This is a genomic window from Massilia brevitalea (assembly GCF_030711405.1).
Classification (GTDB): domain Bacteria; phylum Pseudomonadota; class Gammaproteobacteria; order Burkholderiales; family Burkholderiaceae_D; genus Telluria; species Telluria brevitalea.
Map to the genome: position 1 here is coordinate 89,736 of NZ_JAULSI010000002.1, position 18,569 is coordinate 108,304.

Genomic DNA, 18,569 nt, shown 5'->3' on the forward strand with positions numbered 1-18,569 from the left:
GGCGCGTGGGCACAGGAGCGCCCACCCTACTTTATCAACGCCCGTGGCCTCAATGACGTAGGGTAGGCACTCCGTGCCCACGCGGCGATATTTAAGTGCGCGGAAGTGTTAGTGCGCTTCGTCCCAGTTGCTGCCGACACCGGTCTCGGCGACCAGCGGCACCTTCAGCTGCGCCACGCCCGCCATCAGCTCCGGCAATTTCGCCTTGACCAGCTCCAGCTCCGCCTCCGGCACCTCCAGCACCAGTTCATCGTGCACCTGCATGACCATGCGCGTGGCGAGCTTCTCGCTTTCCAGCCAGCCCTGCACCGCAATCATCGCCAGCTTGATCAAATCGGCCGCCGTACCCTGCATCGGCGCATTGATCGCCGCGCGTTCGGCGCCGGCGCGGCGCGGGCCGTTCGGCGAATTGATCTCCGGCAGCCACAGGCGGCGGCCGAACACGGTTTCCACGTAGCCGCGCGCCTTGGCTGCGAGGCGCGTTTCGTCCATGTACTGCTTCACGCCCGAGAAGCGCGCAAAGTAGCGGTCGATGTAGTTCGCCGCCGCCGAGCGCTCGATCTGCAGGTTCGCGGCCAGCCCGAAAGCGCTCATGCCGTAGATCAGGCCAAAGTTGATCACCTTGGCGTAGCGGCGCTGCTCGGACTGCACTTCTTCCGGCGGGATGCCGAAGATTTCGGCGGCAGTGGCGCGGTGGATGTCCTCACCTTCGGCAAAGGCGCGCAGCATCGCTTCGTCGCCCGAAATGTGGGCCATGATGCGCAGCTCGATCTGCGAATAGTCGGCCGAGACGATCACGCTGCCCGGCGGCGCCACAAACGCTTCGCGGATGCGGCGGCCTTCGGCGGTACGCACTGGAATGTTCTGCAGATTCGGATCGTTCGAGGCCAGGCGCCCGGTGATCGCCACCGCCTGCGCGTAATTCGTGTGCACGCGGCCGGTGCTCTGGTTCACCATCTTCGGCAGCTTGTCGGTATAGGTCGACTTCAGCTTGGCCATGCCGCGGTGTTCCAGCAGCACTTTCGGCAACGGGTAATCCTCGGCCAGCTTTTGCAGCACCTCTTCATCGGTCGACGGCGCCCCGGTGGCGGTCTTCTTGATGATGGGCAGTTGCAGCTTGCCGAAGAAGATTTCGCCGATCTGCTTTGGCGAGCCGAGGTTGAACGGGCCTTCGGCCAATGCGTAGGCTTGCTGCTCCAGCTCCATCAGGCGGGCGCCGAGTTCGCGCGACTGCTTTTCCAATTTTTCGACATCGATCAGCACGCCGTTGCGTTCGATCTTCTGCAGCACGATCTGGGTCGGCAGCTCGATCTTTTCGTAGATGTGGGTCAGGCCGGCATTTTCCAGCACGTGCGGCAGCATGGTCTGGTGCAGGCGCAGGGTGATGTCGGAATCCTCGGCCGCATATTCCTTGGCGCGCTCGAGCTCCACCTGGTCGAAGCAGATCATGTTGGCGCCCTTGCCGCACACGTCCACGAACAGAATCGTGGTGTAGCCGAGGTGACGCATCGCCATGGTGTCCATGTCGTGCGGCTTGTGCGACTCGAACACATACGATTGCAGCAGCGTGTCGTGCACGATGCCCTGCAGCGTGATGCCATGGTTGTTGAAGATGTGCATGTCGTACTTCAGGTTCTGGCCCAGCTTCGGCTTGGCGGGATTTTCCAGCCAGGAGCGCATGCGTTCCAGCACCTCTTCGCGCGGCAGTTGCTCGGGCACGCCGGCATAGCGGTGCGCCAGCGGAATGTAGGCGCCCCGGCCCGCTTCCACGGACAGGGAAATACCGACCATCTGCGCCGTCATAGGTTCCAGCGAAGTCGTTTCGGTATCGACCGAGGTCAATTCGGCCGCATCCACCAGGGCCAGCCATTTATCGAGCTGCTCCCAAGTCGTGACCAGTTCGTACTCGCCCTTGATGATCGGCATGCCCGGCAGCGTTGCGTCGCCCTGTTGCGCGCCTTCCGGCGAGTTCAGCGCCGGGGCGCCCACGCCCGGACCTTGCGCCAGTTCGCGCAACATGGTCTTGAAGCCATAGCGCTGGAAGAACTCGCGCAGGGCATCCTTGTCTTCCGGACGGCCGACCAGGCTTTCTTCGATCGACACCACGTGGTTCACCAGGTCGCAGTCGGTCTTCACGGTGATCAGTTCGCGGCCCTTGGGCAGCCATTCCAGCGCGCTGCGCAGGTTTTCGCCCACGGCGCCGCCGATGCTGTGCGCGTTTTCCATCACGCCGTCGAGCGAGCCGTGCAGGGCCAGCCATTTCAGCGCGGTCTTCGGACCGCATTTGTTCACGCCTGGCACATTGTCGACGGTGTCGCCGATCAGGGTCAGGTAATCGATGATGCGGTTCGGCGCCACGCCGAACTTGGCCAGCACGCCGGCTTCGTCGAGCTTTTCGTTGCTCATCGTGTTGATGAGCATGACCTTGTCGTTGACCAGTTGCGCCAGATCCTTGTCGCCGGTGGAAACGATGGTGTTCATGCCCTTGGCGGCGGCCTGCACGGCCAGGGTGCCGATCACGTCGTCGGCTTCCACGCCTTCGACCATCAGGATCGGCCAGCCGAGGTGGCGCACCGCTTCGTGGATGGGGCCGATCTGCTTGCCCAGGTCTTCCGGCATCGAGGCGCGAGTCGCCTTGTACTCGGAGTACAGGTCGTCACGGAAAGTTTTACCTTTGGCATCGAACACACAGGCGATATAGGCGGCCGGGTAATCGGCGCGCAGGCGGCGCAGCATGTTGACCATGCCGTGCATGGCGCCGGTCGGGAAGCCGTCGGGGCTGCGCAGGTCGGGCAAGGCGTGGAAGGCGCGGTAGAGGTAGCTGGAACCGTCAACCAGGAGCAGGGTATTTTGCATAGGAAATTTGGTGAAGCTGGCCGGGGGCCAAAGTGGAAGCCATTATCGCAGAATCCGCCATGAAGAAAGCACAACGCTGCCGTGACTGTTCGTCCTATATGGGGACACATCCATGGAACACACGGCACACTTTTCACAGGGAACGGTATCTGTTTGTTACAATGGTCCAAACGATACAAGGTGATCATCATGTTGCGCACAACTACCCGCTTTGCCAGTCTGTCCCTCGCCCTGCTTGCCTGCACCGGCACCGCCGTGGCGCAACAGACCGCCGCCGGGCAGACGGCGCCAACGGCGCAACCGCCGGTTACCGAACGCATCGAGCCGGGCAGCGATGTGCCGGCCACGACCATCGAACCGCGCCGCGGCACCCAGATCACCGAAAAACGCGGCAACGACGGCAACGTCACCGAGGTTGAAGTGCAAAGCGGCCGCAGCAACTACATCCTGCGCCCGAACACCCCGGCTGGCAATGCCCAGGCCGGCGACGCCCAGAGCAGCGCCTTCCGCGCACCGCAATGGAAAGTCATGGAATTCGACCTGAACGCGAAGAAAAAGGCGGCTGGCGCGGAAGCTGCCGAGGCCGCTGCGAACGACGCCACCCCGGCAAAGCCGGCCCCGACGCCAGCCAGCGGCGCGCCTGCCGGCAAGGTTCCGGCAGCCACCGTGCCGATGACCAGGCCGGCCGACATTCCGCCGCCGCCGCCGCTGCCTGCCAACGGCCGCTGAACCAAGCACCGCGGGGCGCATGGCGCCTCGCATCACCCCTCCGCACCGACCTTTTCTTGTTGCTCCCACGATGGCAGTTTTCACCGCGGTCACACTGGATGACCTCACCCAGTGGATCAAGCAGTTTCCCCTTGGCCAGGCTTTGGCGCTCGACGGCATCGCCTCCGGCATTGAAAACAGCAATTTCTTCCTGACGACAGAGCGCGGCGAATACGTGCTCACCGTTTTCGAGAACCTGGATTTCGAACAACTGCCCTTCTACATACAGCTGATGCGCCACCTGGCCGAGCGCGGTATTCCGGTGCCGGCGCCGGTGGCCAACGCCGATGGCGAGCTGGTGGTGGCCCTGCATGGCAAGCCCGCCGCCATCGTCAGCAAGCTGGCCGGCAGTTCGCAGATGGACCCGCAGCCCGTGCATTGCGCGGAAGTTGGCGCCATGCTGGCGCGCATGCACCTGGCGGCGCAGGACTTTCCGCTGAGCCAGCCCAACCTGCGCGGCCTGGACTGGTGGCGCGCCACGGCGCCGGCCGTGCTGCCGCACCTGTCCGCCGACAACGCCCGTCTTTTGCGCGAAGAAATTGCCGTGCAAGAGGAGCATGCCGCCAGCGCGGCCTATGCGCGCCTGCCGCGCGGTCCCGTGCATGCCGATTTGTTCCGCAACAACGTCATGTTTGTTGGCGATACATTGACCGGCTGCTTCGACTTCTATTTTGCCGGCGTCGACACCTGGCTGTTCGACCTGGCCGTGACCGTCAACGACTGGTGCATAGCTCTCGACTCCGGCCGTCTCGACGAAGCGCGCGTGCGCGCCCTGCTCGACGCCTACCGAGCCGTGCGTCCGTTCACCGATGACGAAGCCGCCGCCTGGCCGCTGCTGCTGCGCGCCGCCGCGCTGCGCTTCTGGCTGTCGCGCCTGTACGATCTGCACGTGCCGCGCGCCGCCGAGCTGCTGACGCCGCACGACCCCACCCATTTCGAGCGCATTTTGCGCGAACGTATTGCCAGCCCGGCGCCCGGATTGGCTGCCTGAACAATGAATAACATGCCTGCAATTACCGGCTGGAACTGGTTCAAGGAAGGCGTCGGCTTGTTCCGCAAGCAGCCTGCCGCCCTGACGACCCTGCTCTTCGCCAACATCCTGTTTGCCGCCGTCGTTGGCGCCATTCCCGTGCTGAACATGGCGACAAACGTGCTGATTCCTTCGCTCTCGATGGCTGTCATGATGGCCTGCCTGATGATCGACAACGGACAGCGCGTCACGCCCGCGGTGCTGCTGACGGGTTTCCGCCAGCCGGTGCTGCTGCGGCTGTGCAAGGTCGGCCTGATCTATGTGGCCGTGTGGCTGCTGCTGAGCGTGGTCGAACGCGTGATCGTGGATCCGGAAATCTACCGCCAACTGCCGCAATCGATCGAGGCCAACGCCGCGCAGCCGCCACAAGTGTTCTTTGGCGACGTGCTGACCATCCTGGTCATCCGCACGCTGTACATCGTCACGCTGATCGCGCTGGCCTTCGCCGCACCGCTGGCTTACTGGCAACAGATGAGCCCGGGCAAGGCCGTGTTCTACAGTTTCTTTGCCGTGGTCCGCAACGTCCGTGTGTTCCTGACGCTGCTGCTGTCCTGGTTCGGGATCATGTTCCTGATCTTCCTGACCCTGATGCTGCTGCTGGGCGGCGGCAAGGCGTCGCTGGTGGCCATTACCTGGGTCGGCTTCCTCTTCGTGCTGCTGTTGCAGTGCGCGCTGTATGCCGGTTACCGCCACATCTTCGGCAAGCCGGCCGACAGCGAAGCCAGGCCGGTCGACCTGAGCAAATAAGCTTTTTACCCGTGTTGCTGAGCATCGGCGGTATCGTCAGGCGCCGCCGGGCCGGCGACGAAGCGTAGGGTGGGTTCTCGAACCCACCGGACCTTACCTGGCAACCTAGCGCGACACCCGCTCCAGCTTCGCCACCGACAAATCGAGCACCTTCACGCCGGCCGGCCCGAAGTTGATCTGGGCCCGCGCCGCACCCGCCCCGCCCTCGATATTCACTATCACGCCCTCGCCGAACTTGGCATGCGCTACGGTTTCGCCAATGCGCCAGCCCGAGCTGCTGCCCGACTTCTGCGTGATCTGCTGGGCGATCTTGTTGTCGCTGCCGTTCCGGAAAGCGGCGTCGTCCCAGGCGGTGGCCGCCTTCTTGTTGGCAAACCAGTGGCTCTGCACACGTGGCGACAGCCATTTCAGTGCTTCTTCCGGCAGTTCATCGAAGAAGCGCGACTTCATGTTGAAGCGGGTCTGGCCGTGCAGCATGCGCTGCTGGGTAAAGCTCATGTACAGGCGCTTGCGCGCACGCGTGATCGCCACGTACATCAGGCGCCGCTCTTCGTCCACGCCATCGAGTTCGCGCGAGCTGCTTTCGTGCGGGAACAGGCCTTCTTCCAGGCCGGTGATGAACACGGCGTCGAATTCCAGGCCCTTGGCCGAGTGCACGGTCATCAGCTGCAGCGCATCCTGGCCGGCTTGCGCCTGGGCGTCGCCGGCTTCCAGCGAGGCGTGGGTGAGGAAGGCGGACAGCGGCGACATCACGGTGGGCAATGGCGCCTCGGCCTCGAGCAGCTCGATGCCGCCCTGGTTGACGATGGCTTCGCCGGCCTGCGGCAGCGCCTGCGGGCCGAGGTGGGCCGGGGCGGCCACGCCGAAGCCTTCTTCCTGCACGAACTGGGTCGCCGCGTTGACCATCTGCTCCAGGTTTTCGATGCGGTCGGCGCCTTCTTTTTCCTTTTTGTAGAAGTCGATCAGGCCACTGCGCTCCAGCACCACGCCCACCATTTCCGGCAGCGGCAGTTGCTGGGTTTCGAAGCGCGCGCCTTCGACCAGCTTGACGAAGCCGCCCAGCACGGTGCCGGCCTTGCCGGTCATGTAGGGCACGGCCGCATACAACGAGATGCCATAGCTGTCGGCCGCCATTTGCAGTTGCTCGATCGAACGGGCGCCAATGCCGCGGGTCGGGAAATTCACCACGCGCAAAAAGGCCGAATCGTTGTGCGGATTGTCCATCAGCTGCAGGTAGGCAATCGCGTGCTTGACCTCGGCGCGCTGGAAGTAGCGCAGGCCGCCGTACACGGTGTAGGGCAAGCCGGCCGCGAACAGCGCGTGCTCGATTACCCGGCTCTGCGCGTTCGAGCGGTACAGGATCGCCACTTCCTTGCGCGGCAAGCCGTCGGCCACCAGGCTCTTGGTTTCCTCGATGATCCACTGCGCTTCTTCCAGGTCGGACGACGCCTCGTAGATGCGCACCTGCTCGCCCTGCCCCATGTCCGTACGCAAGTTCTTGCCCAGGCGCTTGGTGTTGTTGGCGATCAGGAGGTTGGCGCTGTCGAGGATGTGGCCGTAGGAACGGTAGTTCTGTTCCAGCTTGATCAGGTTCTGCACGCGGAAGTCGCGCTCGAAGGCCTGCATGTTGCCGACATTCGCGCCGCGGAAGGCGTAGATGCTCTGGTCATCGTCGCCGACGGCGAAGATGGCACCGCCGCCCTCTTCCGAATGGCCGGCCAGGAGCTTCAGCAGGTTGTACTGCAGGTCATTCGTATCCTGGAACTCGTCGACCAGGATGTGGCGGAAACGCATCTGGTAGTGGTGGCGCAGCGGCGCATTACGCGACAGCAGTTCGTAGGCGCGCAGCAGCAGCTCGGCGAAGTCGACCACGCCTTCTTTCTGGCATTGCTGGTCGTAGAGTTCGTAGAGCTCGATCATGCGCCGCTCGATCGGATCGTTCGGCTCGAGCTGGCCGGCGCGCATGCCCTGGTCCTTGGCGTTGTTGATGTAGTACATCAGCGCCTTGGCCGGGTATTTTTCGTCGTCGACGTTGTGCGCCTTGAGCATGCGCTTGATCAGCGACAGCTGGTCTTGCGAGTCGAGGATCTGGAACGACTGGGGCAGCGCCGCATCTTTGTAGTGGGTGCGCAGCAGGCGGTTGCACAGACCATGGAAGGTGCCGATCCACATGCCGCGCGTATTGATCGGCAACATGGTCGACAGACGCGTCAGCATTTCCTTCGCCGCCTTGTTCGTGAACGTCACCGCGATGATGCCGGCCGGCGATACCTGCCCGGTCTGGATCAGCCAGGCGATGCGCGTAGTCAGCACGCGGGTCTTGCCCGAGCCGGCCCCCGCCAGGATCAGCGCGCTCTGCGAAGGCAGGGTCACGGCCGCGAGTTGTTCGGGATTGAGATTGTGAAGGAGGTTCTGCATGCGGCCATTATACCGTCGGGATGTACTGTATGCCCATCCAGTCGCGCTGATTTGCTGGCGCGGTCTTGTCAGTATGTTACTGTCGGATAATTTTACATTCCGTAGAGATCGCAGTAACCAGGGGTGAATAAACCATTGAGCGCAAAGATAAATTTATTCGTGGCATTGATATTGCTTGCCTGACGCAGATAACTATTCCAGTCCGGATCCTGAAATGCAGATCAAATCCTTCCTCGCAGGTGCAGCCCTTGCCCTGCTGTCCCTGAACGCCGCCCAGGCCGCCGTGATCACGATTCAGGCAGACCGGGACGCGTCCGTTGGCGACGGCGCCAACAATGCCTGGAATGTCTGGCACCGCTGGGTCGGAACGAACATCATGGGCACCTACAGTTCGCTGTTTGGTTTCGACCTGGGCAGCCTGCAGGGCAAACAGATCAGCGCGGTCGCGTTCTCGGCTTTCCACAATTTTACGGATGCCGACGGCATCATCGGCGCCGCGTTCGGCCTCGACAATACCTGGGAGCCGCCGAGCGTCGCCAGTTACGACGCCATCGGCCCTGTGCTGGCCAACAATACCGCCTCGCAGGCGACGGTAAACACCTACCAGACCTGGAAGCTGGGCAAGCCGGTCACGAGCGACGGGCGCCTGACGGTGGTGCTGAGCGGCGACGGCTGGAACGACTATGAGCCGCTCCTGCGCGGCCTCGGCCACGGCGCCTTTCTGACCGTGACCTATGCCGAGGTGCCGGAACCGGTGTCGCTTGGCCTGCTGGGCGTCGGTCTGGCCGGCCTGGCCGCCGCGCGGCGCCGCAAGCCGGCCTGAGCTGCGACTACTCCGAATGAACGGCAGCCGAGGCTGCCGTTTTTTATTTTCCTCAGGAAAATCAACGGCTTCCGATAGCGCATCCGTACCGGCATGCGGCTCTACCGCGCGCGCCCTGTTCAGGATTTGGCTTAACTTAACAGCAAGTACGCGAGGCTATCGACGCCGTTGCGTGAATTACCATGACCGAACACTAGGAGGATCACATGCTCAATCGTGTCGTTACCGTTGCCGCCCTGGCCGTCGGCGGAATGCTGCTGTCGAAAAAGATCAAGGCGAAACAAAACTCGAGCGGGAGCTCGGCGATCATCGAAGCCATCGAAGTGAATGTGCCGGATAACGTTGCCTACAACCAGTTCACCCAGTTCGAAGACTTCCCGCAGTTCATGAAGAGCGTCAAGGAAATCCGCCAGCTCGACGACAAGCGCCTGCACTGGAAAGCCAACGTCGCCGGCGAAGACAAGGAATGGGATGCCGAGATCACCGAGCAGATCCCGGACAAGCGCATCGCCTGGCGCAGCATCGGCGGCGTGCGCAATGGCGGCGTCGTTACCTTCCACAAGATTTCCGACAACGTGACCCGCGTGACCCTGCAGATGGATTACGAACCGGAAGGCGTGCTCGAACAGATCGGCGACGCCCTGGGCGCCGTGCGCATGGAAGCGCGCAGCAATTTGTCGAATTTCAAGGAATTGCTGGAGAAGCGCGGCTCGGAAACGGGCGCGTGGCGTGGGAAGATCAACCAGCATTGATTGCTGATGAATGAGAAACGCCACCTTCGCGGTGGCGTTTTTTTATCCTGCGAACCTGCGGTCATTCAACCATGTGCCCGTACGGTGGGCACCCCGTGCCCACGCGGTTACGTGCCGATCCTTGCTGTGTTGGCTGCGATGTGTCGCTCGCAAAGTATGCATTGAACGTCAAAGGCGACACGCTCGGGTTCTGTTTGATGTTACGAGCGGCAAGTCACGGCCAACACAGCAAGCATGAGCACGTAACCGCGTGGGCACGGGGTGCCCACCGTACGATCATGGCCTCAGGCCACAAATCGGTCATGGCTGCAGGCCAAGAATTGGTCATGGCCGCAGGCCGCGAATCGATCATGGCCGCAGGCCACGAATCAAGCGCCGCTGTGAATCACCACACCCGGCAACGCTTCAGCGCCGCCATCGGCTGGCCCGGCTTGCAGTTGAACGCCTTTTCGAACTCCGGCATGTTGATCACGACGCCGTTCACGCGGTACTTGCCCGGCGAGTGAGGATCGGTCGCGGCCGACACGCGCAAGTTTTCCGGCCGGTCGTTTTCACAAGCCCATTGTGCAAAGCCGACGAAGAAGCGCTGCTCCGGCGACAAGCCCTCATGTGCAAACTGCGTAGGCTGGGCCTGTTGCGGCATGCTCGCCATCTGTGTCTTCCACGCCATCCAGCCCAGGATCACGCCGCCGAGGTCGGCCACGTCTTCGCCCAGGGTCAGCTTGCTGTTGATCTTGATGTCGTCCACCACCGTGTACTGGGCGTACTGGTCGACGATGCACTGGGCGCGTTCCTCGAAGGCCTTGCCATCCTTTTTCGTCCACCAGTCCTTCAGGTTTCCCTTGGCATCGAACTGGCGGCCCTCGTCGTCAAAGGCGTGGGTCAGTTCATGGCCGATGGTGCCGCCGGTGTTGCCGTAGTTCGGCGCGTCATCCATCTTCGGGTCGAACAGCGGCGGTTGCAGTACGCCGGCCGGGAAGTTGATGTCGTTCATCTGCGGGTTGAAATAGGCGTTCACCGTCGGCGGCGTCATCAGCCATTCGGTGCGGTCGAGCGGCTTGCCGATCTTGTCCAGCTGGCGCCGGTTCTCGAACGTCGTGCCGCGCACTACGTTGCCGGCGAAGTCGTCCGCCTTGACGTCGAAGGCCGAATAATCGCGCCAGGTGTCCGGGTAGCCGATCTTGTTGACGATGGCGTCCAGCTTTTCACGCGCCCGCTGTTTCGTCTCGGCGCTCATCCACTCCAGCGAGTCGATGTCTTTTGCCATCGCCTCTTCCACCTGGCGCGTCATGTGCAGCGACTTCGCCTTCAGCTCGGGCGAAAAGGCGCGGCCGACGAATTCCTGGCCGAGCGCTTCGCCCAGCTGGTGGTCGACCAGCTGCACGCAGCGCTTCCAGCGCGGCGCCTGCTTCTCGACGCCGCGCAGGGTCTGCATGAAGAAAGCGAAGTGCGGCTGATCGAACTGCGGCGACAGGGCCGGCGCCATGTCTTCCAGCACGTGCCAGCGCAGGTAGGTCTTGATGGCGGCCAGGTCCTGGCCTTTCAGCTGCCTGGCGAATTCCTTGAAGAATTTCGGTTCGGTGACATTGAACTCCTTGACGCCAGGCTGGCCGACGGCGGCCAGATAGGCGCTCCAGTCGAAGCCGGGCGTCAGCGCCTGCAATTGCTTCAGGCTGGTCTTGTGGAACAAATTGTAGGGGTCGCGCTGTTCGACGCGGGTCAGCGATGCCTTCGCCAGTGCGGTCTCGATGCGCATCACGGTGGCCGCCGAACGTTTGGCAACGGCTTCGCTCTCGCCGGCCAGGCCGAACATGGTGGCCACGTGGGCTTCGTATTGCGTGCGCAGCGTCTTGGAATGCGCGTCGGTCTTGACGTAGTAGTCGCGGTCCGGCAGGCCCAGGCCGCCGGCGCTGGCAAAAGCGATCACGCGGGTCGAGTCGCCGAAGTCCTGGTTCGAGCTGAAGCCGAAGAAGAAGTCGTCGCTCGACAAACCGAGTTGCAGCGCGGCCAGCACCTGCGGCAGCTCGCGCACCGATTGCATGGCGCCGATGCGTTCCATCCATGGCGCCAGCGGTGCGGCGCCGCGCTTGGCGATCGCCGCTTCATCCATGCAGGCGCCGAAGTAGTCGCCGATCTTTTGCTGGGTGGCGCTGCGGCCTTCCTTCTGTTTCGCCAGGCCGTCGAGGATGCCCCACAGGTAGCGCTGGTTGTCCTGCGCCAGCTTGCTGTACACCGACCAGCGCGCCTGGTCGCTTGGGACCGGGTTGTTCTTCATCCAGCCGCCGCAGGCGTACTGGTAGAAGTCGACGCAGGGGTCGGCGCTCTTGTCCATCGAACTCACGTCCAGGCCGGGCGTGTAGGGGAAGGTCTTGGCCGGCTGCTCAGCCTGGGCGGATGGGGACGTTTGGGCGGAGGCGAACGCGGCGGCGCCGGCGAGCGAGATGCCCAGGGCGATACGGGTGAGGTGACGCATGGGAAGGTTTTCCAAAAAGTTGACCGTGCATGCTGACACATAAATATTGCCTAAGCAATATCGAACACGGAGCCGCTGTCGCGTTTGGTCCGCGCCCATGAAAAAAGCCGCTGCCCACGCAGGCAGCGGCTTCATCGGTGCTTTTCCCAGCCGGCCATCCAGGCCGGCTGCTCCGCTCATCAGGCCAGCGGATCGATCACGAAGGCCGGCATCTTGCCGTTGCCGTTCGCCGTTTCCAGGAACTTGTCCGAGGTGATCAGGGCCTCGTTGATGGTGACGTCCATGTCGAGGTAGCGGTAGGTGCCCAGGCGGCCGACGAAGGTGACGTTCGGCTCGTCCTGCGCCAGCTTGATGTAACGTTCGAGCTGTTCCTTGTCGCGCGCCATGCGGATCGGGTAGTAGGGAATGTCGTCTTCGCCGCACTGGCGGCTGAATTCCTTGTACAGGACCGTGCCTTCGTGCTGTTCCCACGGCGAGAAGTGCTTGTGCTCGGTGATGCGGGTGTAAGGCTGTTCGTCGTCGCAGTAGTTGACGACGGCATTGCCCTGGTAGTCGCCGGTGTCGCGGAACATCTCGAAGTCCAGGGTGCGGTAAGGCAGGCGGCCTTCCACGTGGCCGAACCAGGCGTCGATCGGGCCGCTGTAGAACACGTGGTCGTACTGCGATTTTTGCGCCGGGTCGAAGCGGGTGTTCAGGTGCACGGTGACGTTATCGACCTTCAGGATGTTTTCCACCAGCGCGGTGTAGCCTTCGGCCGGCATGCCCTGGTACTTGTGGTTGAAGTAGTTGTCGTCGTAGTTGAAGCGCACCGGCAGGCGCTTCAGGATGCTGGCCGGGAGTTCCGACGGCTGCAGGCCCCATTGCTTGACGGTATAGGTCTTGAAGAAGGCTTCGTACAGCTCGCGGCCGACGAAGCGCAGGGCCTGGTCTTCGAAGGTTTGCGGATCGACGATGGTCTTGTCGCCCTGCTCGGCCAGGAATTCCTGGGCTTCCTTCGGACGCATGGTCTTGCCGAAGAACTGGTTGATGGTCAGCAGGTTGATCGGCAGCGTGAACACCTGCTTGTTGGTGATGGCCTTGACGCGGTTCACATAAGGCTTGAACTCGGCGTAGCGGTTCACGAATTCCCAGGCGCGTTCGTTATCGGTGTGGAAGATGTGGGGGCCGTACACGTGCACCATGACGCCGGTTTCGGCATCGCGTTCCGAATAGCAGTTGCCCGCGATGTGGGGACGCGATTCGAAGATGGTGACCTTGTGACCGGCTGCAGCGAGCTGGTTGGCGATGACAGCTCCGGAGAACCCGGCGCCGACAATGGCGATATTCTTTGTCATTTGATTTCCTGAATGTTTATGTGCCATCTCTTACGGCGGTATTGACCCGGCGTCCGCATGTTGTTATTGGTGCGGGCCACTTTTCGTGAGAGGAAAATAGCAGCCACAGCAGTAGGACGCGGCTGCCAGGGGCAGGCCGTGATCAAATCGATTATACGGAGTTGTGCATTTTTGCTATTTTCGATTGAGCACACGACGTATTTGTGCAACAGACAACATTTTGTTTTTTTGCACATGCATACGAGCAATGGAATGGTGTATGCAGGCATACTGGCGAGCATGGCATGCGCATGCCGCCGCCTGGCGCCTCGCCATGCTTTTCGAGTCAAACCATCAAAAGGAGTGAACGTTGTCTACCCGTCCGCTGGTCCGTACCGTCCTGAGCAGCCTGCTCGCTGCCGCCCTCGCCCTTCCTGCCGCCGCCTTCGCTGCCGAACCGGCATGGGTTACCAAGAGCAACGACAACGCCAAGGTCCTGTTGAATGTGCTGGCCAAGTATTCGCCGGAAGGCGCCAGCAACCTGGGCGTGGAAGGCTACGATGAACAGATTACCGACATGTCGCGCGACCAGTTCGAGGCCACCAACAAGGACCTGCGCGCGGCGATTGCCGAGTACCAGAAACGCATGAAGGCCGAGTCCGATCCCAAGGTGAAACAGGACCTGGAAATCCTGATCAACAAGGCCAACGACCAGATCCGCACCGCCGCCCTCGACCGCAAGTACTTCATGCCCTTCATCGACCTGACCGGCATGATGTTCGGCGTGATGCGCGCCACGCTCGACCCGCGCATCCCGAAGGAACGCCAGCAGACCCTGCTGGTGCGCCTGGACAAGTACGCCGGCCTGGCCAAGGGCTACCGCCCGGTCACCGAACTGGCGCACGAGCGCCTGCAGGAACGCCTGAAGGCCAACAAGAACCTGCTCGGCCCATACAAAGGCGAGATCGAGCAGTCGCTGAGCGACGCCCCGACCCTGCTCAAGGGCATGCGCGACCTGCTGGCCAAGAGTGGCCTGCAAGGCTGGGAAAAAAGTTTCGGTACGCTGGAACAACAGCTCACCGCCTACAACGCGCGCCTGAAGAGCGAGCTGCTGCCGCGCGCGCGTACCGACCATCGCCTGCCGGCCGAGGTGTACGCCAACAACCTGCGCGAATTCGGCGTCGACATCAGCCCGCAGGAGCTGATCGCCAAGTCGCTGACCTCGTTTGCCGAGATCCGCAACCAGATGCAGATCACGGCCAACCTGATCGCCAAGGAACGCGGCTTCAAGAATGCCGACTACCGCGCCGTGATGCTGCAGTTGAAGAAAGACCAGATTCCGCTGGATAAAGTGATGCCGATCTATGCCCAGCGCCTGGCGTCGCTCGAAGCCGCCGCGCGCGAGCAACACATCGTCACCCTGCCCCAGCGCAAGGCCGTGATCCGCCTGGCCACCGCCGCCGAGAACGCCCAGCAGCCGGCGCCGCACATGAGCCCGCCGCGCCTGATCGGCAACACCGGCGAGTATGGCGAATTCGTGCTGACCACCGGCATGCCTCCTGATGCCTCGGGTAAAACCATGGTGTTCGACGACTTCACCCACGAGGCCGGCACCTGGTCGATCACGGCGCACGAAGCGCGTCCGGGCCACGAGCTGCAATTTGCCAAGATGATCGAGACCGGCGTCTCGACCGCGCGCGCGGTGTTCGCCTTCAACAGCGTCAACGTGGAGGGCTGGGCCCTGTATGCGGAAGCGGAAATGCAGCCCTACGAACCGCTCGACGGCCAGCTGTTCGCCCTCCAGGCCCGCGCCATGCGCGCCGCTCGCGCCTTCCTCGATCCGATGGTCAACCTGGGCGAAATTACCCCTGAAGGCGTAAAGGCTTTCCTGATGTCGGATGTCGGTTTGTCGGAAGGCATGGCCACGCAAGAGATGCAGCGCTACACCTTCCGCGCGCCGGGGCAAGCGACGTCCTACTTCTACGGCTACCAGCGTTTGATGGAAACCCGCCAGGCCGCCGAAGTGACGCTGGGCGACAAGTTCGACCGCCAGAAATTCAACGACTTCGTACTGGCCCAGGGCCTGGTGCCGCCGGCGCTGCTGCGCAAGGCGGTGATGGAAGAGTTTGTGCCGGCCATGCGCAAGTAAGCTACGCATCGCTGTAAGGAAAATGGCCGGGCTGCTCGCGCACCCCGGTCATTGTTATTTGCGGCGACGTCAACCGTACGGTGGGCACCCCGTGCCCACGCGGTTACGTGCTTGTGATTGCACCCGTAGACGTAATTTGTCGCTCGCGAACGCAACCATGACCGAAACGGCATGCATGGGTTTCGTTCGATTCATATTTCGCGAGCGAGTCGGAACCGCCAGCGGTGCAAGGAAACGTACGTAACCGCGTGGGCACGGGGTGCCCACCGTACGGGCAGCGCTGCGGGCCCAAACAAAGCCGCAGGCCCGATAAGGCCGCAGCCCAAAAAAGCCGCAGGCCCGATAAGGCCGCAGGCCAAAAAAGCCGCAGGCCCGATAAGGCCGCAGGCCAAAAAAGCCGCAGGCCCGATAAGGCCGCAGGCCAAAAAAGCCGCAGGCCCGATAAGGCCGCAGGCCAAAAAAGCCGCAGGCCCGATAAGGCCGCAGGCCAAAAAAGCCGCAGGCCCGATAAGGCCGCAGGCCAAAAAAGCCGCAGGCCCGATAAGGCCGCAGGCCAAAAAAGCCGCAGGCCCGATAAGGCCGCAGGCCAAAAAAGCCGCAGGCCCGATAAGGCCGCAGGCCAAAAAAGCCGCAGGCCCGATAAGGCCGCAGGCCAAAAAAGCCGCAGGCCCGATAAGGCCGCAGGCCAAAAAAGCCGCAGGCCCGATAAGGCCGCAGGCCAAAAAAGCCGCAGGCCCGATAAGGCCGCAGGCCAAAAAAGCCGCAGGCCCGATAAGGCCGCAGGCCAAAAAAGCCGCAGGCCCGATAAGGCCGCAGGCCAAAAAAGCCGCAGGCCCGATAAGGCCGCAGGCCAAAAAAGCCGCAGGCCCGATAAGGCCGCAGGCCAAAAAAGCCGCAGGCCCGATAAGGCCGCAGGCCAAAAAAGCCGCAGGCCCGATAAGGCCGCAGGCCAAAAAAGCCGCAGGCCCGATAAGGCCGCAGGCCAAAAAAGCCGCAGGCCCGATAAGGCCGCAGGCCAAAAAAGCCGCAGGCCCGATAAGGCCGCAGGCCAAAAAAGCCGCAGGCCCGATAAGGCCGCAGGCCAAAAAAGCCGCAGGCCCGATAAGGCCGCAGGCCAAAAAAGCCGCAGGCCCGATAAGGCCGCAGGCCAAAAAAGCCGCAGGCCCGATAAGGCCGCAGGCCAAAAAAGCCGCAGGCCCGATAAGGCCGCAGGCCAAAATAAAGCCGCAGGCCCGACGAGGCCGCAGGCCAAAAAAAGGCCGGCGATGCGCGAGCATTGCCGGCCTTTTTCCAACCCAACAAATCAAATCACCCGCGCGTCGTTACCGGCTTCGCCATGCCATTGCGCAGCGACTCGGCAATCACCCCGCGCGCCGCGCGTTCGGCATCCTTCTGCGCCTGTTCCATCTTTTTGCCGACCTCTTCCATCTTCTTGCCGGTCGCTTCCATCGGCTTGCCTGCATCTTCCATCTGCTTGCCGATCGCTTCCATTTTCTCGGCATTGAAAGTCACCGCCGCCAGCGCCATCTTCGTGCCGAGCGACCCCATGGAACCGCCCTGGCGGCCCATCTCGGCGCCATGCTGGCCCATCTGGGCGCCCAGCGCCTGCATCGGCGCCCAGGCGTCGCCCATGCGCTTGATGGTGGCCGGGTCCGTGACGATGTATTCCTTGCCGCCGTCACGGAACCAGAAGAAATCGCCCTGCATGCTGCGCTTGAGCTCCTTGACGCGCTTCTGGTCGGCGTCATTGCCCGTGATCACGTTGCCGCCATCGCGCACCAGCGCAAACGGTTCGCCGCCGTCGCGGGCGTTCATGCTGCGGTTGACGGTCCAGCTGTTGCTGTCGCCGGCCTGGGCCGGCAGGAGCGGCAGCGCGCAGGCGCAGGCCAGCACTGCCAGCAGCAGCGGCTGTTTCAGGGACGAGGATGGGAGGCGGAAGGTGGGCATGTCTTTCTCCATGAACGGATTGTCGATGGAGAAAGAGTAGAACAGGCGGCTGGCGCCTGCCCGCGCCGTGCGACGAACGGCACGAATCGCGGAACAGGCGACAGATTTACAGCGGAATCAGTACACCACCACCGAGCGGATCGACTCGCCCGACTTCATCAAGTCGAAACCTTCGTTGATGCGGTCCAGCGGCAGGTGGTGGGTGATCAGATCGTCGATGTTGATCTTGTTTTCCATGTACCAGTCGACGATCTTCGGCACGTCGGTACGGCCACGCGCGCCGCCAAAGGCCGAGCCTTTCCATTCGCGGCCGGTCACCAGCTGGAACGGACGGGTCGAGATCTCGGCGCCGGCTTCGGCCACACCGATGATGATCGACTGGCCCCAGCCCTTGTGGCAGCACTCCAGCGCCTGGCGCATGGTATGCACGTTGCCGATGCATTCAAAACTGTAGTCGGCGCCGCCGTCGGTCAGCTGCACGATGGCGTCGACCACGTTCTCGACCTGGCTCGGGTTGATGAAGTGGGTCATGCCGAACTTGCGCGCCATGGCTTCGCGCGCCGGGCTCAGGTCGACACCGATGATCTTGTCGGCGCCAACCATCTTCGCTGCCTGGATCACGTTCAGGCCAATGCCGCCCAGGCCGAACACGACCACATTCGCGCCGGCTTCCACCTTGGCCGTGAAGATCACGGCGCCGATGCCGGTGGTCACGCCGCAACCGATGTAGCAGATCTTGTCGAACGGGGCATCCGAACGTACCTTGGCCAGCGCGATCTCTGGGACGACAATGTAGTTCGAGAACGTCGAGGTGCCCATGTAGTGGTAGATCGGCTGGCCGTCGAGCGAGAAGCGCGAGGTGGCGTCGGGCATCAGGCCGCGGCCCTGGGTCGAGCGGATCGCCTGGCACAGGTTGGTCTTTTGCGAGAGGCAGAATTTGCACTGGCGGCATTCCGGGGTGTACAGCGGAATGACGTGGTCATCCTTCCTGACGCTGGTAACGCCCGGGCCGACATCGACGACTACGCCCGCGCCTTCATGGCCGAGGATGGCCGGGAACAGGCCTTCCGGATCGGCGCCCGACAGGGTGTAGTAGTCGGTGTGGCAGATGCCGGTGGCCTTGACTTCGACCAGTACCTCGCCCGCGCGCGGGCCGTCGAGTTCGACTTCCTCGATCGTCAGCGGCTGACCCGCTTTCCATGCAATCGCTGCCTTGGTTTTCATGTGCTGCTTCCTATGTCAATGAACAGAATTTTGCCATCATACCAAGCGGAGGCGAAGCGTGCCGCGCCC

General features: G+C 62.7%; 13 protein-coding genes. 6 read left to right on the forward strand and 7 right to left on the reverse strand.

The window, feature by feature from the left end; genetic code table 11:
- Window positions 1–108: 108 nt before the first annotated feature.
- Window positions 109–2,856: a DNA polymerase I gene (gene polA, locus QWL29_RS01380; RefSeq protein ID WP_305821099.1), complete on the reverse strand. Its 2,748-nt coding sequence runs from the start codon at window positions 2,854–2,856 to the stop codon at window positions 109–111.
- A gap of 189 nt (window positions 2,857–3,045) precedes the next feature.
- Here polA and QWL29_RS01385 point away from each other — a divergent pair, with 189 nt between their 5' ends.
- The 3 genes from QWL29_RS01385 to QWL29_RS01395 all read left to right on the forward strand — a co-directional run bounded on the left by QWL29_RS01385 (window position 3,046) and on the right by QWL29_RS01395 (window position 5,401).
- Window positions 3,046–3,585 carry a hypothetical protein gene (locus QWL29_RS01385; protein ID WP_305821100.1) on the forward strand — a complete coding sequence of 180 codons (540 nt, stop codon included), beginning with the start codon at window positions 3,046–3,048 and terminating at the stop codon, window positions 3,583–3,585.
- Between the two features lie 70 nt (window positions 3,586–3,655).
- Complete coding sequence (locus QWL29_RS01390; RefSeq protein ID WP_305821101.1) at window positions 3,656–4,615, forward strand: homoserine kinase; 960 nt, start codon at window positions 3,656–3,658, stop codon at window positions 4,613–4,615.
- 12 nt (window positions 4,616–4,627) lie between these two features.
- Entirely contained in the window at window positions 4,628–5,401 is a 774-nt protein-coding gene (locus tag QWL29_RS01395; protein WP_305821102.1) for a BPSS1780 family membrane protein, read from the forward strand.
- A 105-nt stretch (window positions 5,402–5,506) separates the two neighbouring features.
- Here QWL29_RS01395 and QWL29_RS01400 read toward each other — a convergent pair whose 3' ends face one another.
- On the reverse strand, window positions 5,507–7,819 hold the full coding sequence (locus tag QWL29_RS01400) for a UvrD-helicase domain-containing protein (protein WP_305821103.1): 2,313 nt from the start codon (window positions 7,817–7,819) through the stop codon (window positions 5,507–5,509).
- Window positions 7,820–8,033: 214 nt separating this feature from the next.
- Between QWL29_RS01400 and QWL29_RS01405 the strand changes: the two genes are divergently transcribed.
- Both QWL29_RS01405 and QWL29_RS01410 read left to right on the forward strand, forming a co-directional pair.
- Window positions 8,034–8,642 carry a PEP-CTERM sorting domain-containing protein gene (locus QWL29_RS01405; protein ID WP_305821104.1) on the forward strand — a complete coding sequence of 203 codons (609 nt, stop codon included), beginning with the start codon at window positions 8,034–8,036 and terminating at the stop codon, window positions 8,640–8,642.
- A 206-nt stretch (window positions 8,643–8,848) separates the two neighbouring features.
- Window positions 8,849–9,394 carry an SRPBCC family protein gene (locus tag QWL29_RS01410; RefSeq protein ID WP_305821105.1) on the forward strand — a complete coding sequence of 182 codons (546 nt, stop codon included), beginning with the start codon at window positions 8,849–8,851 and terminating at the stop codon, window positions 9,392–9,394.
- A gap of 385 nt (window positions 9,395–9,779) precedes the next feature.
- Here QWL29_RS01410 and QWL29_RS01415 read toward each other — a convergent pair whose 3' ends face one another.
- Both QWL29_RS01415 and glf read right to left on the reverse strand, forming a co-directional pair.
- Complete coding sequence (locus QWL29_RS01415; protein ID WP_305821106.1) at window positions 9,780–11,867, reverse strand: M13 family metallopeptidase; 2,088 nt, start codon at window positions 11,865–11,867, stop codon at window positions 9,780–9,782.
- 179 nt (window positions 11,868–12,046) lie between these two features.
- On the reverse strand, window positions 12,047–13,201 hold the full coding sequence (gene glf / locus QWL29_RS01420) for a UDP-galactopyranose mutase (protein ID WP_305821107.1): 1,155 nt from the start codon (window positions 13,199–13,201) through the stop codon (window positions 12,047–12,049).
- A gap of 349 nt (window positions 13,202–13,550) precedes the next feature.
- Here glf and QWL29_RS01425 point away from each other — a divergent pair, with 349 nt between their 5' ends.
- Entirely contained in the window at window positions 13,551–15,329 is a 1,779-nt protein-coding gene (locus QWL29_RS01425; protein WP_305821108.1) for a DUF885 domain-containing protein, read from the forward strand.
- A gap of 69 nt (window positions 15,330–15,398) precedes the next feature.
- On the opposite strand, the gene QWL29_RS26910 is transcribed toward QWL29_RS01425, so the two are convergent.
- The 3 genes from QWL29_RS26910 to QWL29_RS01440 all read right to left on the reverse strand — a co-directional run bounded on the left by QWL29_RS26910 (window position 15,399) and on the right by QWL29_RS01440 (window position 18,500).
- Window positions 15,399–16,631: a hypothetical protein gene (locus QWL29_RS26910; protein WP_305821109.1), complete on the reverse strand. Its 1,233-nt coding sequence runs from the start codon at window positions 16,629–16,631 to the stop codon at window positions 15,399–15,401.
- A gap of 6 nt (window positions 16,632–16,637) precedes the next feature.
- Complete coding sequence (locus tag QWL29_RS01435; protein ID WP_305821110.1) at window positions 16,638–17,276, reverse strand: hypothetical protein; 639 nt, start codon at window positions 17,274–17,276, stop codon at window positions 16,638–16,640.
- Window positions 17,277–17,393: 117 nt separating this feature from the next.
- Window positions 17,394–18,500, reverse strand: a complete 1,107-nt coding sequence (locus QWL29_RS01440; RefSeq protein WP_305821111.1) for an S-(hydroxymethyl)glutathione dehydrogenase/class III alcohol dehydrogenase — start codon at window positions 18,498–18,500, stop codon at window positions 17,394–17,396.
- Window positions 18,501–18,569 lie beyond the last annotated feature (69 nt).